At 54.3% G+C, this 25025-nt stretch carries 24 protein-coding genes and 2 riboswitches; of the genes, 8 read left to right on the top strand and 16 right to left on the bottom strand.

Translation table 11 applies throughout. The features are described from left to right. Positions 1-42: 42 nt before the first annotated feature. Entirely contained in the window at positions 43-447 is a 405-nt protein-coding gene (locus KNP80_RS10200; protein WP_021067467.1) for a CoA-binding protein, read from the bottom strand. A gap of 353 nt (positions 448-800) precedes the next feature. Between KNP80_RS10200 and KNP80_RS15990 the strand changes: the two genes are divergently transcribed. Both KNP80_RS15990 and KNP80_RS10190 read left to right on the top strand, forming a co-directional pair. After that, the gene (locus KNP80_RS15990; RefSeq protein ID WP_214720036.1) at positions 801-1856 is read left to right on the top strand and encodes a GGDEF domain-containing protein; all 1056 of its coding nucleotides are present in this window, start codon (positions 801-803) and stop codon (positions 1854-1856) included. A gap of 15 nt (positions 1857-1871) precedes the next feature. Further along, a complete protein-coding gene (locus KNP80_RS10190; protein ID WP_214720035.1) occupies positions 1872-2882 on the top strand; it encodes a tyrosine-type recombinase/integrase in 1011 nt (336 codons plus the stop codon). A 63-nt stretch (positions 2883-2945) separates the two neighbouring features. Here KNP80_RS10190 and KNP80_RS10185 read toward each other — a convergent pair whose 3' ends face one another. The 3 genes from KNP80_RS10185 to KNP80_RS10175 form a co-directional block, all read right to left on the bottom strand. Next, positions 2946-4088 carry a hypothetical protein gene (locus KNP80_RS10185; RefSeq protein WP_214720034.1) on the bottom strand — a complete coding sequence of 381 codons (1143 nt, stop codon included), beginning with the start codon at positions 4086-4088 and terminating at the stop codon, positions 2946-2948. Continuing rightward, entirely contained in the window at positions 4085-5296 is a 1212-nt protein-coding gene (locus tag KNP80_RS10180; RefSeq protein ID WP_214720033.1) for a hypothetical protein, read from the bottom strand. Before KNP80_RS10180 ends, KNP80_RS10185 begins: the two co-directional genes overlap by 4 nt. A gap of 70 nt (positions 5297-5366) precedes the next feature. Continuing rightward, positions 5367-6539 carry a MalY/PatB family protein gene (locus tag KNP80_RS10175; RefSeq protein ID WP_214720032.1) on the bottom strand — a complete coding sequence of 391 codons (1173 nt, stop codon included), beginning with the start codon at positions 6537-6539 and terminating at the stop codon, positions 5367-5369. A 116-nt stretch (positions 6540-6655) separates the two neighbouring features. On the opposite strand from KNP80_RS10175, the gene KNP80_RS10170 reads away from it, so the two are divergent. After that, positions 6656-7312 (top strand): M48 family metallopeptidase, encoded by a 657-nt coding sequence (locus KNP80_RS10170; RefSeq protein WP_214720031.1) that lies wholly within the window; start codon positions 6656-6658, stop codon positions 7310-7312. A 36-nt stretch (positions 7313-7348) separates the two neighbouring features. Here KNP80_RS10170 and KNP80_RS10165 read toward each other — a convergent pair whose 3' ends face one another. The 5 genes from KNP80_RS10165 to KNP80_RS10145 form a co-directional block, all read right to left on the bottom strand. Further along, on the bottom strand, positions 7349-8254 hold the full coding sequence (locus tag KNP80_RS10165) for a methyl-accepting chemotaxis protein (protein WP_214720030.1): 906 nt from the start codon (positions 8252-8254) through the stop codon (positions 7349-7351). Positions 8255-8456: 202 nt separating this feature from the next. Beyond that, a complete protein-coding gene (locus KNP80_RS10160) occupies positions 8457-8861 on the bottom strand; it encodes a hypothetical protein (protein ID WP_214720029.1) in 405 nt (134 codons plus the stop codon). A 34-nt stretch (positions 8862-8895) separates the two neighbouring features. Then, positions 8896-10152, bottom strand: a complete 1257-nt coding sequence (locus tag KNP80_RS10155) for a hypothetical protein (protein WP_214720028.1) — start codon at positions 10150-10152, stop codon at positions 8896-8898. Positions 10153-10163: 11 nt separating this feature from the next. Further along, complete coding sequence (locus tag KNP80_RS10150; RefSeq protein WP_214720027.1) at positions 10164-11456, bottom strand: hypothetical protein; 1293 nt, start codon at positions 11454-11456, stop codon at positions 10164-10166. Between the two features lie 104 nt (positions 11457-11560). Continuing rightward, positions 11561-11944 (bottom strand): DUF302 domain-containing protein, encoded by a 384-nt coding sequence (locus tag KNP80_RS10145; protein ID WP_131472636.1) that lies wholly within the window; start codon positions 11942-11944, stop codon positions 11561-11563. 172 nt (positions 11945-12116) lie between these two features. Between KNP80_RS10145 and KNP80_RS10140 the strand changes: the two genes are divergently transcribed. Beyond that, positions 12117-12512, top strand: a complete 396-nt coding sequence (locus tag KNP80_RS10140; RefSeq protein WP_021067479.1) for a Spx/MgsR family RNA polymerase-binding regulatory protein — start codon at positions 12117-12119, stop codon at positions 12510-12512. Positions 12513-12539: 27 nt separating this feature from the next. Here KNP80_RS10140 and KNP80_RS10135 read toward each other — a convergent pair whose 3' ends face one another. The 5 genes from KNP80_RS10135 to KNP80_RS10115 form a co-directional block, all read right to left on the bottom strand. Next, on the bottom strand, positions 12540-13202 hold the full coding sequence (locus KNP80_RS10135; protein ID WP_021067480.1) for a methionine ABC transporter permease: 663 nt from the start codon (positions 13200-13202) through the stop codon (positions 12540-12542). Next, the gene (locus KNP80_RS10130; RefSeq protein ID WP_214720026.1) at positions 13174-14208 is read right to left on the bottom strand and encodes a methionine ABC transporter ATP-binding protein; all 1035 of its coding nucleotides are present in this window, start codon (positions 14206-14208) and stop codon (positions 13174-13176) included. Before KNP80_RS10130 ends, KNP80_RS10135 begins: the two co-directional genes overlap by 29 nt. A gap of 9 nt (positions 14209-14217) precedes the next feature. After that, positions 14218-15039 (bottom strand): MetQ/NlpA family ABC transporter substrate-binding protein, encoded by an 822-nt coding sequence (locus tag KNP80_RS10125; protein ID WP_214720025.1) that lies wholly within the window; start codon positions 15037-15039, stop codon positions 14218-14220. A 72-nt stretch (positions 15040-15111) separates the two neighbouring features. After that, positions 15112-15216: riboswitch (SAM riboswitch) on the bottom strand. 40 nt (positions 15217-15256) lie between these two features. Then, entirely contained in the window at positions 15257-16273 is a 1017-nt protein-coding gene (locus tag KNP80_RS10120; RefSeq protein WP_214720024.1) for an iron-containing alcohol dehydrogenase, read from the bottom strand. Further along, the gene (locus tag KNP80_RS10115; RefSeq protein WP_214720023.1) at positions 16270-17445 is read right to left on the bottom strand and encodes an aminotransferase class I/II-fold pyridoxal phosphate-dependent enzyme; all 1176 of its coding nucleotides are present in this window, start codon (positions 17443-17445) and stop codon (positions 16270-16272) included. The genes KNP80_RS10120 and KNP80_RS10115 overlap by 4 nt, the downstream gene beginning before the upstream one ends. Positions 17446-17522: 77 nt before the next feature. Further along, positions 17523-17623, bottom strand: a riboswitch (SAM riboswitch). A 173-nt stretch (positions 17624-17796) separates the two neighbouring features. Between KNP80_RS10115 and KNP80_RS10110 the strand changes: the two genes are divergently transcribed. From KNP80_RS10110 to KNP80_RS10100, 3 genes are all read left to right on the top strand, one after another. After that, positions 17797-18897 (top strand): AI-2E family transporter, encoded by a 1101-nt coding sequence (locus KNP80_RS10110; RefSeq protein WP_214720022.1) that lies wholly within the window; start codon positions 17797-17799, stop codon positions 18895-18897. Positions 18898-19162: 265 nt separating this feature from the next. After that, a complete protein-coding gene (locus KNP80_RS10105) occupies positions 19163-20407 on the top strand; it encodes an MDR family MFS transporter (RefSeq protein ID WP_021067487.1) in 1245 nt (414 codons plus the stop codon). 144 nt (positions 20408-20551) lie between these two features. Then, complete coding sequence (locus KNP80_RS10100) at positions 20552-22045, top strand: peptide MFS transporter (RefSeq protein WP_214720021.1); 1494 nt, start codon at positions 20552-20554, stop codon at positions 22043-22045. 49 nt (positions 22046-22094) lie between these two features. Here the strand turns inward: KNP80_RS10100 and KNP80_RS10095 are convergent, their stop codons facing one another. Continuing rightward, a complete protein-coding gene (locus KNP80_RS10095) occupies positions 22095-23390 on the bottom strand; it encodes a glutamine synthetase family protein (RefSeq protein ID WP_214720020.1) in 1296 nt (431 codons plus the stop codon). A 193-nt stretch (positions 23391-23583) separates the two neighbouring features. Between KNP80_RS10095 and KNP80_RS10090 the strand changes: the two genes are divergently transcribed. Continuing rightward, entirely contained in the window at positions 23584-24621 is a 1038-nt protein-coding gene (locus KNP80_RS10090) for an SDR family oxidoreductase (protein WP_214720019.1), read from the top strand. 40 nt (positions 24622-24661) lie between these two features. Here KNP80_RS10090 and KNP80_RS10085 read toward each other — a convergent pair whose 3' ends face one another. Further along, entirely contained in the window at positions 24662-24985 is a 324-nt protein-coding gene (locus KNP80_RS10085; protein ID WP_251128919.1) for a YflT domain-containing protein, read from the bottom strand. Between the last annotated feature and the right edge of the window lie 40 nt (positions 24986-25025).

The raw sequence follows: 25025 nt of genomic DNA, 5'->3' as shown, positions 1-25025 counted from the left end.
CGGGGCTCGTGAAAAAAAGGAGACCTACCAAGGAGGTAGGTCTTAACCGAGAAGGCGGGCGTGCTCGACATAGATGCATCGATTTTCGATGTAGTCGAGTCCGGCATCGCGAGCGATCCGCTCGGCGTCCGGGCTGGTGAGCCCGAGCTGGTTGAAGACGAGACCGACATCCCCATGTCGGACGGCATCTTCGGCCACGCCGGCCAAATACTCATTGCGTCGGAAGACGTCGACGATATCGACGCGCCCCGGGATGCTCTCGACCGTCGGATAGACTTTGCGTCCGTTCCACGTCTCGAGCGTTGGATTGACAGGGATGACTGTGTAACCTTGCAAGATCAAATAGTCTGCGATTTGGTTCGCGGTCTTGTTCGGGTTCGCTGACACGCCGACGACAGCAATCGTCTTCGCCTCGGTGAGCCATTGTTTCAAACGTTGATCGTCCATCCTGAAATCCCCCTTTTGTTTACGTTCTCAGTGTACCTTTACCTGAATCACCGTTTCAAGCTTTATTTTCTTTTATCATACAACTGTAACTCTTTCAAATTTTTAAAACAAATCAATTGGTTCACCATAACTTATTATGTAAACCGGATTATATGACGTTATTTCTCCGGATCACAGGTCGATGTGTGTCTCGGATGAAAATGAAGTGTGAACAAACGTTGCGTGAAATAGATATTTCACGCAATCATAATGACGTATTCAAGACGTTTTCGAGGTTGGGATTGACTTGATTCTCGAACGCCCATGGGCAAATCGATGACAGTTCGGTATACTAAGATTCAGGAGGTGTTCGCGTGGGAACTGCCTATGAGGAACGTCGCGGTACACTATATAATTACCGCATCACTTTTTACGGGAACGCGCTCGCTTGGCTCATCCACGTCGTGTTCTTGATCACGTTTTGGCAACTCGGCGTCACGGTACTCGCCTGGTCGAATCTACTCAGCATTCTCTATTACACGTTATCCTTTTATTTTGTACATAAACGATTGTATCGGGCGTTCTTCGTCGGTCTGTTCGTCGAAGTCGTCTATAACGCGATTATCTCGACGGTCGTGCTCGGTTGGGGTGCGAACGTCCACTATTTCATCATCATGGTCGCCTATGGCGTATTCTTCATGCCGAACGTCAGTCGGTCCATCCGGATTGCCTCGACGATGCTCGCCATGACGATTTACGGTTTCCTCTACCTGAACGTGACGACAGGGACGCAACCGCTCACGTCGTCGTTCGAGCAAATATTTGGCCTCTTTTGCCTCTTGTCGACGATTGCTTTGATTGCTGGGTTATCTTTCGTCTTCGAAGGTTCCGTCGTCGAGGTGACGTCCGAGCTTGAACGGACGAACGAACGGTTGCATACGCTCGCCTCAAGGGACGGGCTGACCGGTTTGTATAACCGGACGACGGGTTACCGTTTGGTCGAAGATGAGATTCGCGAAGCCGCCATCAATGGACGGCCATATGCCGTCGCCCTCGGGGACATTGACCATTTCAAGGCGTTCAATGAGCAACACGGTCATGACTGCGGCGATCTCGTCCTCAAACAAGTCGCCTCCGCGCTTGCCCGAACCGATGGGATTGCCATCCGTTGGGGCGGCGAGGAGTTCCTCATCTTCTTGACGGATAAGTCAGCTACAGAAGCCACGGAGACGATTGACCGCTTGCGGCAACGCATTAAATCACTCGAGACGATTTATGACGGCCGCCGACTCAGCGTGACGATGACGTTCGGCGTCACGACGCGGAGCGGATTCGAGGCCGTCGACACACTCGTCAAAGAGGCGGACGACAGGCTCCGGGCCGGCAAACAGGAAGGCAAGGACCGAATCGTCACGTCAATCCATCAGTAAGCAAGGAGAGATCTTTTGAGTATATTTCGCAAGCTCGGACAAGCGCCGACCAAGACCATGACGAAACGCTTTAACTTGAGCGGCTACGAATGCATGCCCAGCTTCATTCAACGTTTCCTGAACCACCTGGCTGCCAAACACTACTCCGAACAGACCGCGCAGCGCTATCTCTATGACTTTTTAGACTTTTTCCGTTGGGTCGAGGCCGCCAGCGCATCCGAGGTCGACCCAGCGTCGGTCGAGATTGACTCGTTCGTCGAGTTCGACCACGCGGGGGCCGAGGCGTACGCGACATATCTCGCTCTCGAGCTCGACAACGCGCCGAGTGTCATCAACCGCAAACTGTCCACGATGCAGTCACTGTTCAACCATTTGATTGAGACGGGCGTGACGGCCCATAACCCGTTCCAGGCAGTCGAGCGGCCGAAGCGCGCCAAACGCAACCCGGTCTATTTGACGGAGCAGGAATGGCTCGACTTCTCGACGCTCGTCCGTAGCAACGTCGGCATGTCCGACCGCGAGGCGAGTTGGTACGAGCGTAACCGGGACCGGGATTTCTTGATGATTCAATTGCTCGGGTTGACCGGGATGCGCGTCTCGGAACTCGTCGGCCTCGATTGGAACGATATCGACCGCGAGAGCGGGACGATTCGCGTCATCGGGAAAGGCAATAAGGAACGGGTCATCCCGATCGCCTCGCCGCTCGAGCCGCTCCTCGACGCCTATCGACGTCACGGGTCAGGTCCGCTGTTCCACTCGGAGCGAGGCAAGCGCATCTCGGTGCGGACGGTGCAACATACGTTGAAGGGGCACATCGACCGCTTGAAACCGTATTTGCCGTTTTTGACGCATAAACAGGTCACGCCGCATAAACTCCGGCATACGTTCGCTTCCCGGCTCGCCATGAGCGGAATCGATGTGTTGACGATTCAGCAGTTGCTCGGCCACGAATCAGTGGCGACGACACAAGTCTATGCCCATATCGGCGACGAGAAGAAAAAACAAGCTGTGATAGGTTTACGATAACTTATTATGTAAACCATTATAAAACACCTGAATCAATCACATCGATTGGTTCAGGTGTTTTCGTTATAATTGCTTCGTCGATAGAATCACAATCGTCTCATCGAGGACCGTATAATAGGCATCTTCGAACGTTTGCCGCTCGTTTGTCTCGAGATTGAACACGGTCACACCCCCACCTGTCTCATCTGCCGCCGACTCATGGATGAAATAGTTCGAGGCGAGCACGCGCTCGAATGGAGCCGTGTCGAGGAAGCGGGCACCGGTCGTCGCGTCAATCAATTCGGTGTGGTCCGTTGATTCTTCCACTTTAATGAAAATCGTCGAACTAACATCGTCATATGTGAAGTCAATCGGCTCGTAGGCGCCCCAGTCGACCACCGCCACCTCGCGGAGCACGTCCGGAGCGGTCAATTCATAAATCGTCTCCTCGTTCGCCTCGTCGACGAAAGTCGAGAACCGAAGTCGCTTGTCCCGTTCACCCAAGTATTGGACCGTGTCCCCTTCCCCGTGCAGACGAATCAAGTCCTCGAACGGAATCTCGTTTTGACGGGACCTGATCGCCTCGACCGCCTCGTCGAGCGAACAAATCAGAATCGCCTCCGAATGGTCGATCGCATCGTCCGGGGAGACCCGACCGTCTTCGAGTGCCTCGTAATAGGCAAACTCGTCCAAGCGGGCGTTGCAGACGATATATGGAATGCCATCGAGCTCGGTCGAGAACAGATAGAGCTCACGGAAATTCCCGGCATGTCCGACGAGTCGCTCGTCACGGATTCGCTCTTGGAACGACGTCTCCGTATCATACAACCATGCCTCATCGGTATCTCCGAAACTCGTCAGGAAGAGGAAGTAACGGTCCGCGAGAACCCAATAGAGCGTGCTGTTACCACGTTTCTCGAACGTCGCGAGCACATCTTCTCGTCCAGAGCGATAGTCGAACGCAATCAACTCCGTGCGGACGACACCCGTCCGGTCTGGTATCTCATTCAAGAAATAGACGCGGGCGTCACTGACGAAAAGCTTCGAGATCCCATAGTCTTCATAGGCGCGATGACTGATCGGCGTGACGGTACCGTCCGCTTCATCATAGCGATAGATCGAGAAACTCGTCTCGCCGGTCTTCTCTCGATAGTAGATGGACGTTTCGGTGACGGCGATCAAATCCTCATGGCTGATTGGCATGGCACGTGCGTCAACGATTCTCATAGGGCACCTCTCTCATAGGAAGATTCAACCGGCTCGACGGTGACGATACCGGGTGGTCGTTTCGGGAATGAAATCCGCAAATGGGCGAACTCGATGATGGATTGGTGAGGATCGGTCTTCTCGACCCAACGGACGCGTTGGCGGTTCGCCAACGCGTGGCCAATCTTTTCTTCAATTTGGAACTGGGAAATGCCACGATAGGCGACTTCTTGGATATAGGTCGATTCATCAGGCTCGAACTGTTGCCAAATGCCCATCACGAGCTGTCCGAGCGATGAGACCCGTCGCTCAGGCAAACGGACCGTCCGGAGCGTCTGCTCCACTTCCTTCAAACATTCGAGCGGGTCGTCCGCGACGGCGAACAACCGCTTAGCCGAGTTGTTCATGACTCGGTAACGTCGTTTCCCGCTCTCGAGCCGGAGCACTTGTGCATACGGCTCAACCGGAACCCCGTGGAAAAACGTATCTGTCCCACCCCAGGAATAGCCGAAGGCAGGGTCGAATTTCTGAATCGTCTTCATGAAGGCGAGCATGAAATCCTCGACCTCGCGACGCTCAAGCCGTAACCATTCGGCGAGCGCGAGCGTGCCGCGGTCCTTTTTGATGCGATGCACCGGGAAGAATAGGTCCCCTTCGGCCAGTCGATGCGGTTTGAGCTCGGTCCCGTCGGCGCGATAGTCCGTCGCCGGACGACCGCTCCGGCCCGCATAGATAATCCATTCGTCCTCGGTGCTTTCGAACGCGTAGGCTTGGTGCGCCCAAGGTGGTGTCACATATAGGGCCGGATACTCTTCATACGTCTCGAGGTGCAGATAGGAGCGGTCGGTCCACAGTTGCGCGAGCAAGCGCACGATTTCTCCCGTCTCTGATTCTTTCGGTGCGATATAGTTGCCGGTATTGCCGATATACGTCAAGACATGGAAGTCATAGGCGTGATACAAGTGTCGGACGATGCGCTCGAACACGGCGGCAATCATCCGTTCGAACAGCGGATGGTCCTCGTTCCGGTCGACCGATGTCGCATCGACCGTGCACATGAGCCACCCCATGCGGACGTACAGGCGAATCCGGAGCGGATACGAGATCAATGGGGATGATGACGCATGAATCTCCGTCAGACCGAGGTTGGCCATGTTCTCGACTTGTAACGTGAATCCGCTACGCCTCAGTTGTTCCTCCATCTTCTTTTTCCAATTGATCGTCTCCATTCACATTCACTCGCTTTCCGTGGCCATCGTTCTCGTGTGGCTCATTGTGAAATTTTTCCCGTTTCTTGATTCATACAAACGCCTTTCCGTCAGCATGTTCACGGAGACGTTTGAACGCCTCGTCGAGAATGGCGCGGGACGTCCCGAAATTGAGGCGTTCGAACGTCTGGCCCGACTCGCCGAACGGGCGACCTGGCGACAAGAACAGGCGGACGTCCTCATGCAGCCACTTCTTTCGCGCTTCCGGTTCTAAGTTGAGCGCCGCGAAGTCGATCCAAAGGAGATAACTCGCCTCAGGCAGGAACGTCTTCAATTGGGGCAATTCTTCCTGGAACCGCTCGACGAGGTAACTCGCCTGCTCCTCGAGTTCGGCCGTCAACTGGTCGAGCCAACGTTCGGCCCGCGGGTCCGCATAGGCGGCGGTGATGGCCGTGTTCGCGAACGGTGTAGGCAGCACATGGTGTTTGTTCTGTACTTGGATGATCCGCTTGCGCATCGCATCGTCCGGACAGATGATATACGATGCGAACAACCCGGCGATATTGAACGCCTTCGATGGGGCACTCACCGTGATGACATCGTCATCGAGGCGGTTGAGAGCGGTGTGTCGTTGTGACGGATAAGTCAAGTCGGCATGAATCTCATCCGCGACGAGGATGACGTCATGGCGACGCGCCAGTTCGACAACTTGCTTCAGCTCGGCCTCGGTCCATACCCGTCCGACCGGGTTATGCGGCGAGCAGAGCAAGAACAGTTTCGCCTTGCGCATCTGCGTCTCAAGCGCATCAAAGTCCATCTCGTAGCGGCCATCAGTTTGACGGAGCGGGGCATCGAGCAACTCCCGTTTCAACCCGGTCACCAGTTCATGAAACGGTGGGTAGACGGGCGATTGGATGACGATTCCGTCTCCTTCCTCGGTCAACGCCTCGACGATGTGTGTCAATCCAGGCACAACGCCGTTCGAGAACAGTACGTGATCGGCATCGACCTTGAGCTTGTGACGGCGGTCGTACCATGAACTCACGGCGGCTTGCGCGTCTCTCGAGAACAGCGTATACCCGAACTCCCCTGTCGCTGCCCGTGCCGTGAGCGCCTCTGAGATGGACGGCGCTGTGCGGATATCGATGTCTGCGACCCAGAGCGGCAGGACGTCGTCCTTGACGTGGAACCACCGGTCGAGCCCGTCCCATTTCACCGAATCTGTTCCCGTCCGGTCAAGCGATTGATGTAAGATTGATTTCATGTTCATCCCTCCTACTCCTACTGTAACAAAAAACGAGCGCATGAGTCCGCAAAACGATGGCAGATTCGGGGCGTGTCGGCTATAATCGACCAAGATACTTCAAGGAGGTGAACCCGATGACCGTGACCGTCATCCGCCATAAACGCCGGAAACGAGCAGCTTTTTTCGTGACACCGGACGGCATCGAGCTGCGGATTCCGGCGCGACTCCCGAACCGGGTCGTCGAGACGATTTTATCGAATCATGCCGGCTGGATCGCGGAACGCCTCGCGGCACTACCTAAGCGTGACGTCTTGCCCGATGACAGACTGCTTCTTCATGGGGAGACGTTCCCGCTCATCAAATGTGATTCCGAGACGACGTTCCGCTTCGATGGCGAGCGATTCTATTGTCCACTCGCGTGGGACGAGTCCTCGCTTCGGGAAGCGTATGTGGCCTGGCTCCGCGAACGGGCTCTCACTTATGTCACGACGCGTGCGCCCCATTATGAACGTATGCTCGGCGTGAAGGCGAACCGGATTCGCATCGGCCATCAAAAGACGCGCTGGGGGTCGTGCAGTTCGACCGGTACGATTTCCATCAACGTCCGGCTCATGCTCGCTCCAAAAGAAGTAATGGATTACGTCATCGCCCACGAATGGGCCCATCTCGTCCATTTCGACCACTCGAAAGCGTTCTGGTCGACGCTCGCATCAGTCTATCCTGATGTCACCGGCGCGATGGCCTGGTTGAAACAGTATGGCCATACACTGCAAATCAAAAAAACCAATTGAACGTGCCCTTCTCACGGGGCATGTCCGATTGGTTTTTTAGATGGCGGACGTGAACCGCTCGGCCGTGCCGTTCAGTGATTCGGCCGACTGTTCGATATGTGCGAACCGCTCGAGCGTCTGTTCCATGATGCGCACACTCTCTTGGATGTCTGCACTGGAGCGAGTGACACCGTCGACGATCGAGACGAGTTCTTTGTTCATCCCGTCCGTGTTCGCACGCACTTCGATGACGGCACGTTCGACGAGACGTGACAAGCTCCGGACCTCGGTCGCGACGACATTGAAACCGAGTCCGTGCTCCCCTGCCCGCGCGGCCTCGATGGCGGCGTTGAGTGACAACAGGTTCGTTTGGGCGGCAATCTCTTTAATCGTACTGGCGATTTTCGTGATCTCGGCTGCCTGCTCCTGCAAGTTCGCAAGCATCTTCAAGTTCTGATTCGAGTCCGCGTCGAGCCGTTCGATTGTCTGCTTCAGCTGTTGACTCTCCTCCATGCCACGACGGGCCCGGTCGTCAAGGTTATCGGCCATGTCACGAAACGAGCGCGCATATTCCTCAATCGTTTGTTGGCGACTCGTGATGTCGGAGGCGATTTTTACGACACCGACGACCTCGTCTTGTTCATAAATTGGCATATACGTCGCCTCGAGCCAAATCGAGTCACCTCGGGCGTCAATCCGTTCGATTTTGTCGGCCGAACTGAATCCGTCGAACAGCTTGTTCCAAAACGCTTGATAGTCGGGGCTGCTGACGAAACTTGGTGTGCAGAACAAGTGATGGTGCATCCCAATCATTTCATCACGTTTATATTTCATCGCCTTGGCGAACAGATCGTTCACATCGACGACGCGTCGTTGACGGTCGAATCGGATCATCGCCACGTTGGCTTCGAGGGCGCGGAGCACGTCAGGGGATGAGAGGCTAGCGGTTGTTGTCAGTTGCATTCCGATTATTCCTACCTTCTTTTCTCGATTTCCTGTAGTGCTTTCCTCCTGTAATGTAGCGGAATTCTAGTGTACCTTGTGCGAAAAGTCCTGAATAGCATCAGTTTTTGAAATCGAGTCAATATCTTGAATTTGAAGTGTTTTCCAGTCATTCTCGATGAGACCACAATCAAAAGGACCCGTGCTTTGCACGAGCCCTCAATCATTTCGATTTATCGAAGATGGCTTGCAACCGAGTGACCAGTTCGGCCGTGAGTTCGCCCCGGCTGTCCTTCGGATTGATGCCGCCGATTATCTGTTCTTCGTACCAAATCCCGAAGTCGAGCGAACGCTCGGGCGCATCGTCCGGCGTATAGACGAACGTCGCTCTCACATCCGGGTCCCGCTCGATTGGAACGGGTTGGTCTTCCCATTCAACCTCATCCGTCGTTCGATCAAGCTGAGTAATCGTCTCAGCGTCGGTAATGGTGCGTATCGGTCCATAGGCACCATCCGAGTTTAACGGCTGATAGTCGATGCGAGACGGATCCAAGTCTTCCTCGCTACTGGCACAACCGCCAAGAAGCAGTCCCATACAGATGACACATCCTGACAACATGCGTTTCAACAGGGCATCCCTCCTCGATTTACGTCCAATCCATTCATTCGAACGCCTGCGGGAACAGCTGTTGGAACGTCACCGCCCCGGCGCTCGACAGTTTGAACACTTTCCCGGTCTTCACGTCCTTCACATAGACATCGACTTTTTTCGACCGTTGCTGATAACTGACTTCGAACTGTTGACCGAGATTCCCACGCAACAGCGTCAAATACTTATAGTCATTCATTTCACCACTCTTCGTCGACGGGCGCGCGGTCTCGACGGCTTCGACCAACCGATCATAAGCTTTGCCGCTCACGTTCACAGCATCAGGGTAAGGGAGCGGGACTTCCCGGTGATACGGATACTGATGGAGGTAAGCGACCGCTATCTCGTCTTGATCTGCAGAATCGGTCAAGAGAGGGCTCGTTCGATAGCGCATCGACACGGTTTTTGTTACGTTTTGTCCGTCCACGTCAATCGTGACGTCATATAGCGGATAGGCTGTCATCGGTTCCATCGTGCCACCGTTATGGATTCGACGGAAGGTTAAACTGTCAGCCCCGTTGAGCAAATCGGCATCTTGTAAAATGGAGGAGGAATAGCGAGCCTTGTCTCCACCATAAGACTGGAGCAGATGAGGCATGTTCGTGGCCTTATCTCGTCCTAATGCGATAAACACATCGGACGGTCTAAGGTTCGGCAAAAAGTGGAAAGATGGGGTAAAGTACCCCCCTTCTTCAATCCCAATCTCGACCGTGCCACTAAATCCAGGCGAAATCCTCATAAGTGTGACCGGATACGGTTCGATGTCTTGTTCATTGTCATAGAAGGCGTCCGGCTTATGTAACGCAGCCCGTTCATTTTCGGTCGCGATATAGACGGTCGGAAGAGCAGACATTTCAGTTCCGACCTCGTCTTTCAAGTAGGCAGGTCTTTCTGCAAGCTCGACGGCCCGATACCCTTCCATCCCGTCCATCCGGTCTGATTTACAGAGCGCATAGATTGTATCCCCCTCGACATAGGTCACTTCATTAAAACTATATCCATAATAGTCATCATTCATAAGCGGGGCCCGGGTCGCATACGCCATTCCAAGCACGGAAAACGTCTCTCCATTCAGTTCGGACAGGGGTTCACCGTCTTCACATTGGTTCAATATGGCTTCGGCATCCACTACAGGCTCCTGACTGTTCATCGTAACCCGCTCGGCCTGCCAATGCTCCTCGATATGGCCATAGCGGACGACGTCAACGTCTTCCGAGCAGCCTGCCGTCAACCATAACAGTGACAATGCCATCAACGCTCGTTTTTTCATATTCAACCCACTCATTTCTTCTTCAAGTCAGGGAAGTAGGACAAGAACGTCTCGGCCCCTTCGCTCGTCAGTTTGTACGTTTCGTCGGTCGAGCGGTCGGTCACGTAAATATCCAGCTTCTTCGAGCGCTGTTTATACGTCACCTCGAACTCTTGTCCCTTGTGTCCATCGACGATTGTTAAAAGCGGATAGTCGCCTTCATCACCTTGACGCTTCGTCGGTTCAGCGGAATTGATCGCTTGGACGAGGTCATCCATCTCGTTCCCCGCTGCTTTTAAAAGAACCGGGTATGACAACGGAGATTCCGGGTTGAACGGCTGTTGATGAAGATAAACGAGCGGACCGACCACAAGTGGCATGTAGTCTTCGTCAGGTTGCGTCTCGAGCTGCTTTCGTTCCGCTGTCGATAATAAGTCAGAAGTGCGGTATGTGAACGTCATCGTCTCATTGACGACTTTTCCATCACGAGTATAGGTGAACTCATACAATGGATAAGTCTGGTCCGGGACGAGCTCCGCCTCGAGGGGGATGCGCTCGACGCTCAACGCTTCATATGTAAGCCCTTCTGCGGTTTGGTCAATCATCGACTCGAGTGGAGTCACCGAGAAATAAAGATCCGCAAACATGAGCAGCAAATACGGTTTCTCAGTAATCGTGTCGTAACCGATCGCTACTTTGATATCTTTCATGCTGGCCATCGACGGATCGAACGAGAACAACGGATATGGACTCGGCATTCCCCCGATTTCTACTTCAATCTCACCGTACAGAGCCGGGGAAAAGGCGACGAGCGTTTCGAGGAACGGTTCAATCGGGTTGCCTGACTCGTTCAATTCATCGGCATCCCGTAAGGCGGTTTTGGCGGACTTATCGGCCGGACCGACGACTGGATAACGACCGATCGGTGTCCCTGTTGATACGTCCACATCGTCAGGGAACGACTCGATCACTTCCGCCGAGTAGCGGTTCGAGGCCATGTCACGACAAAGCACATAATTCTCATCCCCTTTCATATATGATACGGCCTTGAACGCATACTCCTCACCCGTGTCCGTCATCGGATAGCGGTTCGCCACGATCGTATCGAACACGATCAAGTCGCCTTCCAGCTCGGTCGTCAACTTACCGCTACAGGCTTCAAGCGTCTCATCGGCTGAATGAAGGGAAATCAACTCCTCCTTGGCATACTTGCTGACGGTCCAATGCGCGTCGACGTAAGACAAGTTTACGACGTCCGGCTTTTCCACACCGCAACCAACCAATAAGCCTGTGGATAGTACAAATAAACCGACTAACTTTTTCAAATCATCCGCCCCTCACCATTTATTTGTACCAATTTTACCATTATATTACTTTAGGAGGGAACACGAAAAAACCCGTCCGACGACCTGGACGGGTTCAATGACCGTTACACAGTTTTATCGATGGCTCGGGTCAATCTCGTCTCGACATCGCGTGCTACAGCTTGGAGCGACTCATCCTCGATCAGTTCGATCAGTTTCGTCGGCTTTGGCATCCCGACATGGGTCGACCCGTCTTTCGTGAAGACGGCGAGCTTGCATGGGAGGAAATAACCGCCTTCCCGGTGCGCCGTGATGACTTTTTTCGCTTCTTTTGGATTGCACACTTCGAGGATGCGGTAGTCCCCATCAATCGCTTGACCTTTCTCTTCGAGCGTCTCACTCAAATTGAAGTCCCAAAGCACCCCGAACTCTTCCTCTTTGAGCGTCGTTTTCAGTTTCTCGACGACCGCTTCGACCGTCTGATCGGTCTTGACCGTGTAATCAAACATGTGAACCTCTCCTAAGATGTAGTCTCTCTCGTTTTGTACCCGAAGTGAGGACCGACAAATTGTCTGTTTGGTCGAAAAAAGTATATGTGATTTGAAACATATTCGATGTCCGTCACGTATGTATGAGAGAAAATAAAGAAGTCCAACCTTACGTAAAGGAGAAGTGGTTGCCGTGACGGTCACCGTATTCACACATACAAGCTGCAGTTCTTCCCGTAAGACGATCGATTGGTTACGCGAACAGAACATCCCGTTCATCGAGAAAAAATTGACCGACCAAGGGATGTCATTCACCGAGTTCAAAGATATGCTCCGCCTCACCGAGAACGGGACGACCGACCTGCTGTCCGTCCAAAAGAGCGTGTATAAACAAGCGGCGGATCAACTCGACGAGATGTCGCTCCGTGAGCTGTACAGTTTCGTGGCGTCGCATCCCCAGATTTTAAAAAGTCCCATCGTCGTCGACGACAACCGGATTCAAATCGGGTTCAGCGAGAAAGAGATCCGGACGTTCATCCCGCGCCATGACCGCATCGCCGAATTGAAACGATTACTCGACAACAAGTAAGAGCCCTGCCGAAGCAGAGCTCTTTTCTTATGCCTTCTTGAGTCGGGCCGCCAAGCGGTTGCCGAACGATTGAATCGATTGGACGAGCAGAATCAAGACGAAGATGGTCACGTACATGACCTCCGGCTCGAATCGAAGATGCCCGTACTGATAGGCGATATCGCCGAGTCCACCGGCCCCGACGAGTCCGGCCATCGCGGTCGCCCCGATCAAACCGATCGTCGCGATCGTCAAACCGAGCACAATCGAGGAGCGGGCCTCCCGAATCAATACGTACCAGATGATTTTCCGGGTCGAGATGCCCATCGCCTCATACGCCTCGACGACGCCGCGGTCGACCTCGAGCAGCGCCGACTCCATGAGTCGCGCGATATACGGGGCCGTGAACACGATTAGCGGTAACAGCACGCCTTGGACGCCGATCGTCGTTCCCATGATGAAGCGGGTGAACGGGAGGATGAAGAATAAGAGAATGATGAATGGGATTGAACGGACGACGTTGATGACGCTCGACAAGATGCCGTAGAAATAACGGTTGGCGAGCCGCCCGTGCGGTCGCGTCAAGACGAGCAGCGTCCCGAGCGGCAGTCCGATCAACGTCGAGATGACGAGCGCGATGCCGGTCATCGTGAGCGTCTGAATCGTCCCCGTCCAAATCAAGTCACCCCAATTTTCCCAAAACTGAAGCATGGTTCGTCACCTCCTTCACTTTCACACCGCTCGCCTCTAAGAAACGGACGGCTTGGTCGGTCTGGGCCTTATCGCCGTCCAAATGGACGAGCAGATTACCGACGAGACCACCTTTCAACTTTTTGATGCCGCCCCCGATGATGTTCGGCAGTAAGCCGAACCGTTTCGTCAATTGGGCGAGCACGGCCTGTTCACTTTGATGGCCGATGAACGACAAGTTGACGAGCGTCCCGTGCGTGCTCAATTCGTCGACGACCTCTTTCGGGACATCGAGGTTCGTTTTCAAGAATTTGCGCGTCGTCGCATGCTGCGGGTCAGAGAACACGTCGAGCACGTTCCCTTCTTCGATGATCCGGCCGGCCTCGATAACCGCGACCCGGTCGCAGATGCGCTCGATGACTTCCATCTCGTGGGTGATGAGGAAAATCGTCAGCCCGAGCTCGCGGTTGATGTCGAGCAACAGGTCGAGGATCGACTCGGTCGTCTCTGGGTCGAGCGCGCTCGTCGCCTCGTCGCTGAGCAAGATGTCCGGCTCATGCGCGAGGGCGCGGGCGATGGCGACACGTTGCTTCTGTCCGCCCGACAATTGCTCCGGGTAATGTTTCCGATGGTCCGTCAATCCGACGATGTCGAGATACTTGTCGACACGCTCACGGATCGTGCGCTTATCAAGCCCCTCGAGACGGAGCGGGATGGCGACGTTCTCTTCGACGGTCGCCGTCTTCAGCAGGTTGTAATGTTGGAAAATCATCCCGATGCGATGACGCAGCTTCGAGAGCCCTCGTTTGTCGAGTCTCGTGATGTCCTGTCCTTCGATTTCGACCTGGCCCGACGTCGGGCGTTCGAGCAGGTTGATCATACGGATGAGCGTGCTCTTGCCGGCCCCGCTTCGCCCGATGATACCGAAGATTTCGCCTTTATCGATGGTGAGCGAGACGTCGTCGAGTGCGGTGACGGCACTTTTATTTACCGTGAACGTCTTCGTGATGCCTTTAAGTGCGATCATAGGCCCTCCTTAAAACGCCGGGACGATCGAGCCGTCGAACGTCTCTTCGATGAACGTCCGGACCTCGTCCGAGTGATAGTACGATTTGAGCGTGGCGACGACTTCGTCATCCTTGTTGTCGGTGCGGACGACGACGTAGTTCGGATACGGGTTGTCGACCGTGTCCTCGTGGAACAAAGCGTCCTCGTTGATGGACAGGCCGGCACCCATCGCGAAGTTCGTGTTGATGGCCGCGAGCGCGACTTCCGGGAGCTGGGTCGGGAGCTGCGACGCCTCGAGCTCGATGAATTCAAGGTTGAGCGGGTTCTCGGCAATATCGCGTTTCGTCGCCTTGTCCGTCAAGCCTTCCTTCAGCGTGATGAGTCCCGCTGTCTCATACAGACGTAGCGCCCGCAACTCGTTCGCCGGGTCGTTCGGGACAGCGACCTTGTCGCCTTCTTTTAAATCTTTAATGTCCGTCAACTTCTCTGAGTAGAGACCCATCGGGAAGGCGACGGTCTTGAACACGTCGTCGATTTTATAGTCTTTATCGGCTTTTTGCAGTTCGAGGAATGAGAGCGTCTGATAGCTGTTGACGTCGAGGCTGCCCTCGGCGAGCGCTGTGTTCGGCGTATTGTAGTCGTTGAACACCTTGATATCAAGCTCGAGTCCGTCTTCGGCCGCGAGTTCTTTCACTTTCTCGGCGATCTGTTGGTGCGGCCCGCCCGTGACGCCGATCGTGAGCGACTCCGTGCTGAGCGCCTCACTTGCGTCCGATTGTCCGCATGCTGAGAGCGCGATGGCGGCGAGTAGTGATGTTCCTGCAAGTACTGTTTTCTGTTTGATGTTCATTTGTTTTCCTCCTCCAAAATGAAAGCCCGCTACTCATTCAGAGTGGCGGGCACGACAAGTCAAAGTCGGACACGCTCATCTCCCAGACGATTTCGTCTGTTGGAATTAGCACCATGATCATTACGATCTGGTTGCCGGGTTTCACAGGGCCAGTCCCTCCACCACTCTTGATAAGCAATCGGTCTATTTAGTTGTTATCATCTTACTTTTAATTGGTTTAATTGTAAATAGATAATTGTAAATTTTCAAAAATTATTTTCAGAAAATCTTTATCGAGCGGTGCCGGCAATTGTTGCAGCTCGGTCTCCGTCATGACGGAGTCGACCAGTACCGGGATGTCGCTCGACCCGACCCCGAGCGCCGCGAGCGTCGTCGGGGCACCGAACCGTTTCAACCAGGCTTCCAAATACGGGGCATCGGCCGAGCGCCGCAAGCGCTCTTGGACGATTAGGCCGAAGCCGACCTTGTCTCCGTGCAAGAATGAGTGGGTCGACTCGAACCGGCTGAGCGAGTTATGGACCGCATGGCCTACGGCGACGCGTGTCCCGGCGTCACCAAAGCCACCGACGGCGCCGCCGATGGCGAGCACGTGATCGACCGCGAAGCGGACGTCGTCACTATACGACTCAAAAGCGTGCTCGCTCAATTCAAGTTCGACGAGACGCCCGCACTGTTCGGCCAAGACGAGTCCGGTGTTGACGCCGGCGTCAGCTGAGCTGTCACCACTCAAATAACGGGCCTCGTAAAACTTCGCGACCGTGTCGATGACACCTGCCCGGAAGTATTCATATGGTGAGCGAGAGATGACCCGTGAGTCGACGATGACCCGTTCGATGACGACGCGGAACATGTCGTAGCGGTCGTAGCTCCCGTCCTCCTGATAGACGACGCTGAGCGGTGTGAACGCCGCACAGTTGGAGGCGAGCGTTGGGACGACGATGAGCGGGACGTTCCGTTGATAGGCGACAAGTTTGGCCGTATCGACGAGCTTGCCGCCGCCGATGGCGATTAACACGTCGGCGTCAAACGGTTTGAGCCGTTCGACTTCCGAGTCCGTGCACTCCCCGCTGAACCTTGTTGCCGGATAGTCCGCGATTCCCGGATCGATTTCCCGAACGATGCCATATCCGTTCTGACCGTGCAGGACGTGGGCACGTCGGCCGTCGACTAAGTCATCGAGACGGTCGAGCGCGTCATCGGCGTGGTCATATTCAAGGACGGCCTGACGAATCATGCCCGCACCTCCTCATAGGCGGCAAACAACCGCTCGATTCGTTCGACGGCCTCGTCAATCTTCGGTTCCGGTGAGACGAGGCCGAAGCGGACGTATCCGTTCCCTTCCGAGCCGAAGAAATAGCCCGGGGTGACGGCGACACCGGCTTCATGCAGCAGTTTCCGCGAGAACGACTTGGCATCACCCTCAGGCACTTTCGCCCAGACGAAGAACGAGCCTTCCGGCGGTTCGACGGCCCAGCCGGCCCGGTTCAACCCGTCGATCAGGCGATCACGCCGTGCCTCGTACAGTCGTGCCAAGTCATCGCGAATAGTACGGGGCGCCTCGAGTGCGGCGACGGCCGCCGCCTGGATGGCCGAGAACACGCTGACGTGGACGTGGTCCTGATACGTGTTGATCGCCTCGATGATGTCCGCGTTCCCGACGGCGAAGGCGACGCGCCAACCGGACATGTTGAACGCTTTCGACATCGTATATACCTCGATGCCCACTTCTTTCGCCCCTTCCGCCTGCAGGAAACTCGGCGGGACATGTCCATCGAATCCGATGCTGCCGTATGCGAAATCGTGGACGACCATCAAGTCCCGCTCCCGGGCGAAACGGACGGTATCGTCAAAGAAAGCGGGTGAGGCGACGGCTCCGGTCGGATTGCTCGGGTAGTTTAAATACATGAGTCTTGCCTCTTGCGTATCGAGCGTCTCATAGTCCGGCAAGAAGCCGTTCTCTTCCCGGAGGACGAGGTCACGGACGACGGCACCGGCGAGGCGTGCCCCCGAGATGTAATCAGGATAGCCGGGATTCGGTAGCAAAATCCCGTCGCCAGGTTCGAGTACGCATTGCGGCAACGTGATGAGACCTGATTTTGAGCCGATGAGAATCGCTACTTCTGTCTCGGGATCAAGTTCGACTCCATACTCATTCAAATAGAACGTCGCCACTGCTTGCTTCAGGCGGGCCTGACCGCGGAACGGACCGTATTGATGGGTCGAGGCGTCGAGGAGCGCCGTCTGAAGCGCGTCACAGATCGGCTCAGGCGTCGGCAGGTCAGGCGTCCCTTGTCCGAGTCGGATGATGTCGCGGCCGGCTTGTTCGAGTTCGGCCACCTCGTTCGCGAGTCCGACGAAATGTTGAGGTGGTAACGTTTTAAGTAGATGTGAGCGTCTGTCAGTCATGAATAGTCCTCCTATGCAAAAAACACCCCTTTCCGAGGAAAGGGGTGTCGAGATACGGACGTATTCAAACAACCACCTTTCCATCTCTCAAGGTCACCTTGCTGGAATTAGCACAGTATTGAAACAATCTGTTGCTGAAGCTTCATCGGGCCAGTCCCTCCGCTTCTCTTGATAGAAAGTGTTTTATATGCGATTTGTCTTTTTGTAATATGTCACTTAGTTAACCAAACGTTACCAATCTTGTCAATCCTTTTTTGAAAAAGAGCATGTCCTCTTGAATCCCGATAAAAAAACGTTCATAGTGAAAGTGAACGTTATTCTACAAAATTTAAAACATGAGGGGATGGACCATTGGAACTAAACCGTCAATTGATTTGGAAGTTGAGCGTGATCGGCCTGATCTTGCTCGTGCTCTGGAAAGTCATCAGCGAACCGGATACGATTTCGCAGATGATGCATTATACGTTCCAGTTGCTGACGCCGATTATTATGGGAATCGCCATCGCGCTGCTCCTGAATACCGTCCTGTCCTATATAGAAGAACGGTTTCAACTAAAACGATATCAAGGCTTGCTGATCGTCTATATCATTTTTATCGGGATTCTCGTCATCTCTGCGGTGACACTGTTCCCACGCATTTATTCGAGCCTCGCCTCGCTCATCGAGGAACTCCCGTCCTACATCCGTCAGATTGACGGGTATCTCTCACAGTTGAACACGTATTTGAAAGAGTATAACGCGACAGTCGCCCAGGCCATCGATTTCAGCCGGTTCGAGGAGCGCTACTCGGGCTGGGTCGAGACGGCCGTCTTGTCGTCGGTCAGCTACGTGTCGAGCTTCACGATGACGCTCATTAACTTCTTGATTGGGATCGTCATCTCGATTTATCTTTTAAAAGACAAAGAGATTTTTGCCCGCATGTTCAAGCGGCTGTTGTATGCGATGTTCCCGGTCGCGTCAGCCAAGACGACGATCGACATCTTCCAAGAGATGGATTATATCTTCAAACGCTATATCATCGGGAAGTCGCTCGACTGCCTCATCATCGGGGTGCTGGCCGTCGCCGGTCTGTTGATTATCGGTGCGCCATACGCGCTTCTGCTCGGCGTCATCGTCGGTGTCTTGAACTTCATCCCGTACGTCGGGCCGCTGCTCGGGATTATCCCGGCGTTCATCATCACTTACTTCTATGACCCGTTCACGGCGCTCATCGTCCTCTTGTTCATCTTCTTGTTGCAACAATTCGACGGACTCTGGCTCGGGCCAAAGATTCTCGGCGACAGCGTCGGCATCACGCCGTTCTGGGTCATCACGTCGATCATCATCGGCGGCAGCCTGTTCGGCCTCGTCGGAATGTTCATCAGCGTGCCGGTCACGGCGATGATTCAAGTCGTGTTCTCGCGCTTGATCGACTACCGGCTCAGTCGCAAGAACTTGAATGAATTGTTATGACACATTGACGATTTAGGTTGACACATTTCACAGAAATATCATAATCTTGAAGAGAAGACAGTCCAATGCAGAAAGGAGAGGTACCGATGTCAGTCATTCAACGCTCGCACGTCCAAGTCCATATTGACCGGCAGGCGCCTCTCCGTGATTTGAATCCGTGACGTTCCCCTGCCTTCCGAGGCATGTCTAAGATCGTAGGGACGCGTATGCCTTTGTGCATGTTGCGTCCCTTTTTTCATTCCAATAATTAAAGCAGGTGAACCTAATGATTCAATCACTCAAACGACTCGACCGCAATATTTGGATCCGTTTCCTCGGGGAGACGATCACCGGCGTCATGATGTTCATGATCGCGCCGTTCCTCGTCCTCTATTACAGTGACAAGCTCGACAGTTATATCCAGGTCGGTGTCATCATGGCGACCGGTCCAATCATGGCCCTCATCGGTTCGGTCGTCGGCGGACGGCTCGCGGATTTGTATGGCCGCAAACCGATCATGATGATCGCCATCCTCGGCGATGCGCTCGCGCTCGTAGGTTTCGCGTTCGCCGAGACGTTTTGGCCGCTCCTCCTTTTGAACGCCATGCTCGGCTTGACGAACTCGTTGTTCCATCCGGCCGCGAGCGCGATGGTGGCGGACGTGACCGAACCTGAACAGATGAACGAGGCGTTCGGCCTGTTGCGGATGGGCCATAACATCGGGGCTGCGCTCGGTCCGCTCCTCGGCAGTGCCGTCCTGTTCATCGACCGGCAGTATATCTTCTTCTCGGCGTCATTCGTCTTTATCCTTTATGCGCTCGTCCTCGGCCGCTTCATCCGGGAGTCGCTCCCGGAGACAACTGAGGCCGACACGCCGTCGAACCGAGACGTGCTACGGGTGTTCTATAACGACAAGGTCTTCCTCGTCTTCATCTTCGCCGGTGTGTTCATCTCGATGGGCTTCTCGCTCATCGAGAGCATGCTGCCGCTGTTCTTGCGTGAGTCGATGCCGTCGTTCACTGACCGTGAGAACCCGTTCGCCTATATGCTCGCCTTGAACGGTATCATGGTCGTGTTGTTCCAGTTCCCGATTGCCTCGAAACTCGGGCGCAAGCCGTTCGGCAACGTCATGCTCGCCGGGGCGACCATCTTCGGGGTCGGCATGATCCTGATTGCGGTCATGCCGCGTCTCCTCTACTCCCTCGGGACACCGTACCTCGTCCTCGTCAGCGTCTTGCTCGCGGTATACGCGTTCTATACGCTCGGTGAGATGATCATGTCCCCGGTCCAACAGACGTTCATCGCCTTGATCGCTCCGGAGAATATGCGTGGGGCCTATAACGGGGCCGCCAGTATCCAATGGTTGATCGGCGGGGTGACGGCTCCAATCATGGCGAGCCTATTCTTCGATCAGCGGGCCGGTCATATCGCCTTAATCCTCGTCGGGGCGGCCAGCTGTGTGTCAGGCCTCATCTACTGGCAGCTCGGACGTCGCGTCAGTGCGGCCGAAGCGAAACAAAAGACGGCTTGACCTATATAAATCACACTGAACCTAGTCGTTTAGTGTGATTTTTTAATTCGTTGCAAATTCGTTAAATTTTGAATATTTGCTTCTATTATTCTTTACAAACATAATGATTCTTTTTATGATAATACGGTTAAGGAGGGATCTTTCATGGAAAGGATCGATAAACAGAAAATTGTGGACAGCGTGCCACAAAAAGGTTTTTTCGGACAGCCTAAAGGGTTGTTCACGCTATTCTTCACTGAGTTTTGGGAACGGTTCTCGTATTACGGGATGCGTGCCATCCTCGTCTTCTACATGTATTACGAGGTATCAGATGGCGGTCTCGGTCTCGACCAGAACGTCGCCTTGTCCATCATGTCGGTGTATGGCGCACTCGTCTACATGTCGGGGGTCATCGGGGGATGGCTCGCTGACCGTGTGTTCGGGACGTCCCGGTCCGTCTTCTTCGGCGGTGTGTTCATCATGCTCGGTCATATCGTACTGTCGATTCCTGGTAGCCTGACGTTCTTGTTCATCTCGATGGCGTTGATCGTCATCGGGACCGGTCTCTTAAAACCGAACGTCTCGAGTATCGTCGGTGACCTGTACAATGAGACGGACCGTCGTCGTGACGCCGGGTTCAGTATCTTCTATATGGGGATCAACCTCGGTGCCTTCATCTCGCCTTTGATCGTCGGTGGGGTTCAAAAGAGTTATGGCTTCCATTGGGGCTTCGCCCTCGCCGCGGTCGGGATGTTCATCGGTCTCGTCGTCTTCATGGTCACGAAGAAAAAGAATCTCGGTCTCGCCGGTTCATACGTACCGAACCCGTTGACGCCGTCTGAAAAGAAAAACGCGATCAAGTATACGACGATCGCAGTCGTCCTCATCGGTGGTCTGTTGGCTGTCTTGATTCCACAAGGATTGTTCACGATTAACACGTTCATCGGTCTCGTCGGTGTGTTCGGGATCGCGATTCCGACGATTTATTTCATCGTCATGTATCGTAGCCCGAAAACGACGGAAGTCGAGCGGTCACGGATTATCGCCTATATCCCGCTCTTCATCGCCTCGGTCATGTTCTGGGCGATTCAAGAGCAAGGCGCGACGATTTTGGCCAGCTATGCCGATAAGCGGACCGACCTTGAATTTTTAGGGTTCACGCTGTCACCTGCCTGGTTCCAGTCGCTCAACCCGTTATTCATCATCATGCTCGCTCCGGTGTTCGCATGGCTTTGGGTCCGACTCGGTGACCGTGAGCCGAGCATCCCGACGAAGTTTGCCTTCGGGATTTTGTTCGCAGGGTTAAGTTTCTTGGTGATCTTGCTCCCGGCCTACTTCGGTGGCCCCGACACGCTCGTCAACCCGCTCTGGCTCGTCCTCAGTTACTTCATCGTCGTGCTCGGTGAGCTCAGCCTGTCGCCGGTCGGTCTGTCGGCGACGACGAAACTCGCCCCGGCCGCCTTCTCGGCCCAGACGATGTCACTCTGGTTCTTGTCGAACGCGGCGGCACAAGGGATTAACGCCCAGCTCGTTCGTTTCTATTCACCAGAGAACGAGATGCTCTACTTCGGGATTATCGGTGGAGCAGCGATTGTACTCAGTATGATTTTGTTCGCTCTCGCCCCGGTCATCAAAAAGTATATGCGCGGGATTCATTAAGCGTAAAAGCCCATTCCTCGGCCGAGGAATGGGCTTTTGTATACGTTGCTTATTTACGGACTTGGATGAGCGACAAGTAGCGGTCAATCAAGTCATGGTTGAAGTAATCATGGAACCGGTCCGACTTGAGCGATTGAATTGACTCATGGAACGTCGCCGGGAGTGACGAGATGCCTTGGCTCTCGATTTGCTTCGCCGAGTACTCGAACAAGTCGTCCTCGTTCGGTGCCGACGGCTCGAGCTGTTGCTCGATGCCCTCGAGTCCGGCATAAATCAATGCCGCAAGCGCGAAGTACGGGTTCGCACTCGGGTCTGGGTTACGGACTTCGACGCGCGTCGCGCTTCCACGTGACGCCGGGATCCGAATCATCGAACTGCGGTTCGACGGGCTCCAACAGATGTTAACCGGTGCCTCGAAACCTGGCACGAGACGCTCATACGACTCTGGGAGCGGGTTCGTGAAGATGGCCGTCGCGCGGGCATGCTTCAGAATCCCTTCGATGAAGTGACGGGCCGTGAGCGATAGACCGTAGTCTGACTCCGGCTCTTCGAATGCGTTCACCGTCGGGTTGCCGTCCTTGTCGTTCTTCCATACCGAGATGTTGAGGTGCATCCCCGAACCGTTCACGTCACGGAGCGGTTTCGGCAAGAACGATACTTTTGCACCTTTCTCTTGGGCTGCCAATTGAACGATTTCTTTGAAGAACTGGATGTTGTCGGCCGTGTGGAGCGCGTCATCATATTTGATCCCGATTTCGTGCTGGGCCGGTGCGACTTCGTGGTGGACCGCCTCGATGTTGAACCCGACTTCGCTCAAGCGGTTGGCGATATGTTGGCGGACCTCATACCCTTTGTCTTCCGAACGTGTCGAGAAGTAACCCGCCTCATCGTAAAATTCACCATTCTCGTCGAAGATGAAGAATTCTGGCTCGGCGCCGACGAAAATCGAGTAGCCGTCACGTGCAGCCCGCTCGAGGGCATCTTTCAAGACGTTGCGCGGGTCGAACTCGTAACGTTCGCCGTCCGGTGTGCAGACGTCACAGAAGAAGGCGAGAATGCTCTCGTCCCCATCCTGCTCGTAGCGTGGACAATCTAAATCCGGTCTCAAGAATAGGTCTGAGTTTTTGATGGAAGAAAAACCGGCGATGGATGAACCGTCAAACATCGTCTTCCCTTCAAAGACTTCCGGCAACAATTTTGCAGAGAGAGTCAGTAGCTTCAAGTCTCCAAGCACGTCGGAGAAGTACATGTGGATTTGTGTGATCCCATTCTCCTGAACCGTTTTTTCAATCTCTTCTTGCTTCTTCCTGTTGCCATCCTTGTCTGTTCCGAATAGATTAGCCATGATTCTAAAAAACCTCACTTAAGTTATTTGACAGATCAACACTGTCATGACGTATCCTTGCGTACGCTTCTCCTTAAGTCATAACCGACTTTAAAAATTGTTAAACCCCTAATTTTATTCTTTAGGTTGAAAGTGGCTCATTCCGTTGCCACTTGTTATGATGGGGAGAGACTGAAAAGAGAGGAAGAACGCTGTGAATATTTTTATGACCGGTGCGACCGGATTTTTGGGAGGACGGCTCGCCCGCGAGCTGATTCATTGTGGGCATACGCTGTGCGTCCTCGCCCGTACACCTGAGAAAATGGAGGCGATGTTCTCACGGGACGAACTTCGCTCCATCACCGTCCTAGCCGGGGATTTGACGGCCCCGTTCCTTGGAGCAGACGAGCGGTTCATCACCGACCATGACCGTTCCATCGACTTGGTGCTCCACATGGCGGCCCTCGTCAAATTCGATGAGGAGCTCCGTGAGGAACTGTTCGAGACGAATTTGACCGGGACGAGACAAGCGCTCGCGCTCGCAAAGGCGCTGCATTGCCCTCGCTTCTTCCACGTCAGCACGGCGTACACGCTCGGAGCACGCGAGGTCGGCGATGAGACGTTGTATGCGACCGACCAGACGTTCCATAATCCGTACGAGGAGAGCAAGGCGCACGCCGAACAGGCCGTCTGGGCGGAACGGGACCAGCTCGACGTCTCGATTTTCCGTCCCGCCATCATCGTTGGGGACTCGAAGACCGGCGAGGCCGACTCGAAGTTCACGATGTACGGCTATATGCGCGCCCTCGAGGTGTTCAAGCGCCGTCTCGAGCGCCGCGGGGCACCGGATGGACCGATTCGTCTGCTCGGCTCGGAGACCGGCACGTCGAACCTCGTCCCGGTCGATTACGTGGCCGATGTGCTCCTCGCCGCCATCGAACACGCCAAGCCGGACACGATTTATAACGTGACGAACGATGACCCGCCGCGCAATGTGACCATGCTCGACTATATGAAGCAAGCGCTCGCGTTCCCGCACTTGAAGATCACCGAGACGCCGACGTCTTCGCTCAGCCAAGCCGAACAGACGTTCAACGAGATGGTGAAAGTGTTCAACCCTTACTTGAATCGCAATATCGCGTTCGACGACGCCAACACGAAACGTCTGTTAGAGGACGCCGGGTACAAACCGCTCGACTTGAACGAGCGTTCGCTGCGCCGGATCGTGAACGCCTATTACGAGACAAAATGACGAAAAGAGCCGGGACTGACGAGGTCAGTTCCGGCTCTTTTTATGGTTTGTCGCAGACGAGGACGATTTTCCCGGCCTGAATCTCTCCTTCGAGCGATTCGACCATCTCTTTCGTCAGACCGAGGCTCTCGAGCTGCTCGATCCGGTCATCCGAATTTTTTGTAAACTTCGACATGAGTGACTCCCACAGCCCTTTTTCAGTGATGCGGTATGGTTGCACACCCGCTTCTGCAGCGAGCCGCACCGTCAATTCTTCATCTCTCGCAAATAAGTAAATGTGCTCGTTGACACATCCCCCTGACACCATCCCGTTCACTTCATGGTCGACCGAGGTCATATCCCGCACGATTCTTGTTTCTAACATATTCATCCTCCTAAACGTCCGCTGATCTAAAATCGAATAA

The sequence above is a fragment of the Exiguobacterium sp. E4787 genome (genome assembly GCF_018618375.1).
Classification (GTDB): Bacteria; Bacillota; Bacilli; order Exiguobacteriales; family Exiguobacteriaceae; genus Exiguobacterium; species Exiguobacterium chiriqhucha.
The sequence above is the reverse complement of the archived record's forward strand: the minus strand, read 5'-3'. Positions and strand labels throughout refer to the sequence as shown.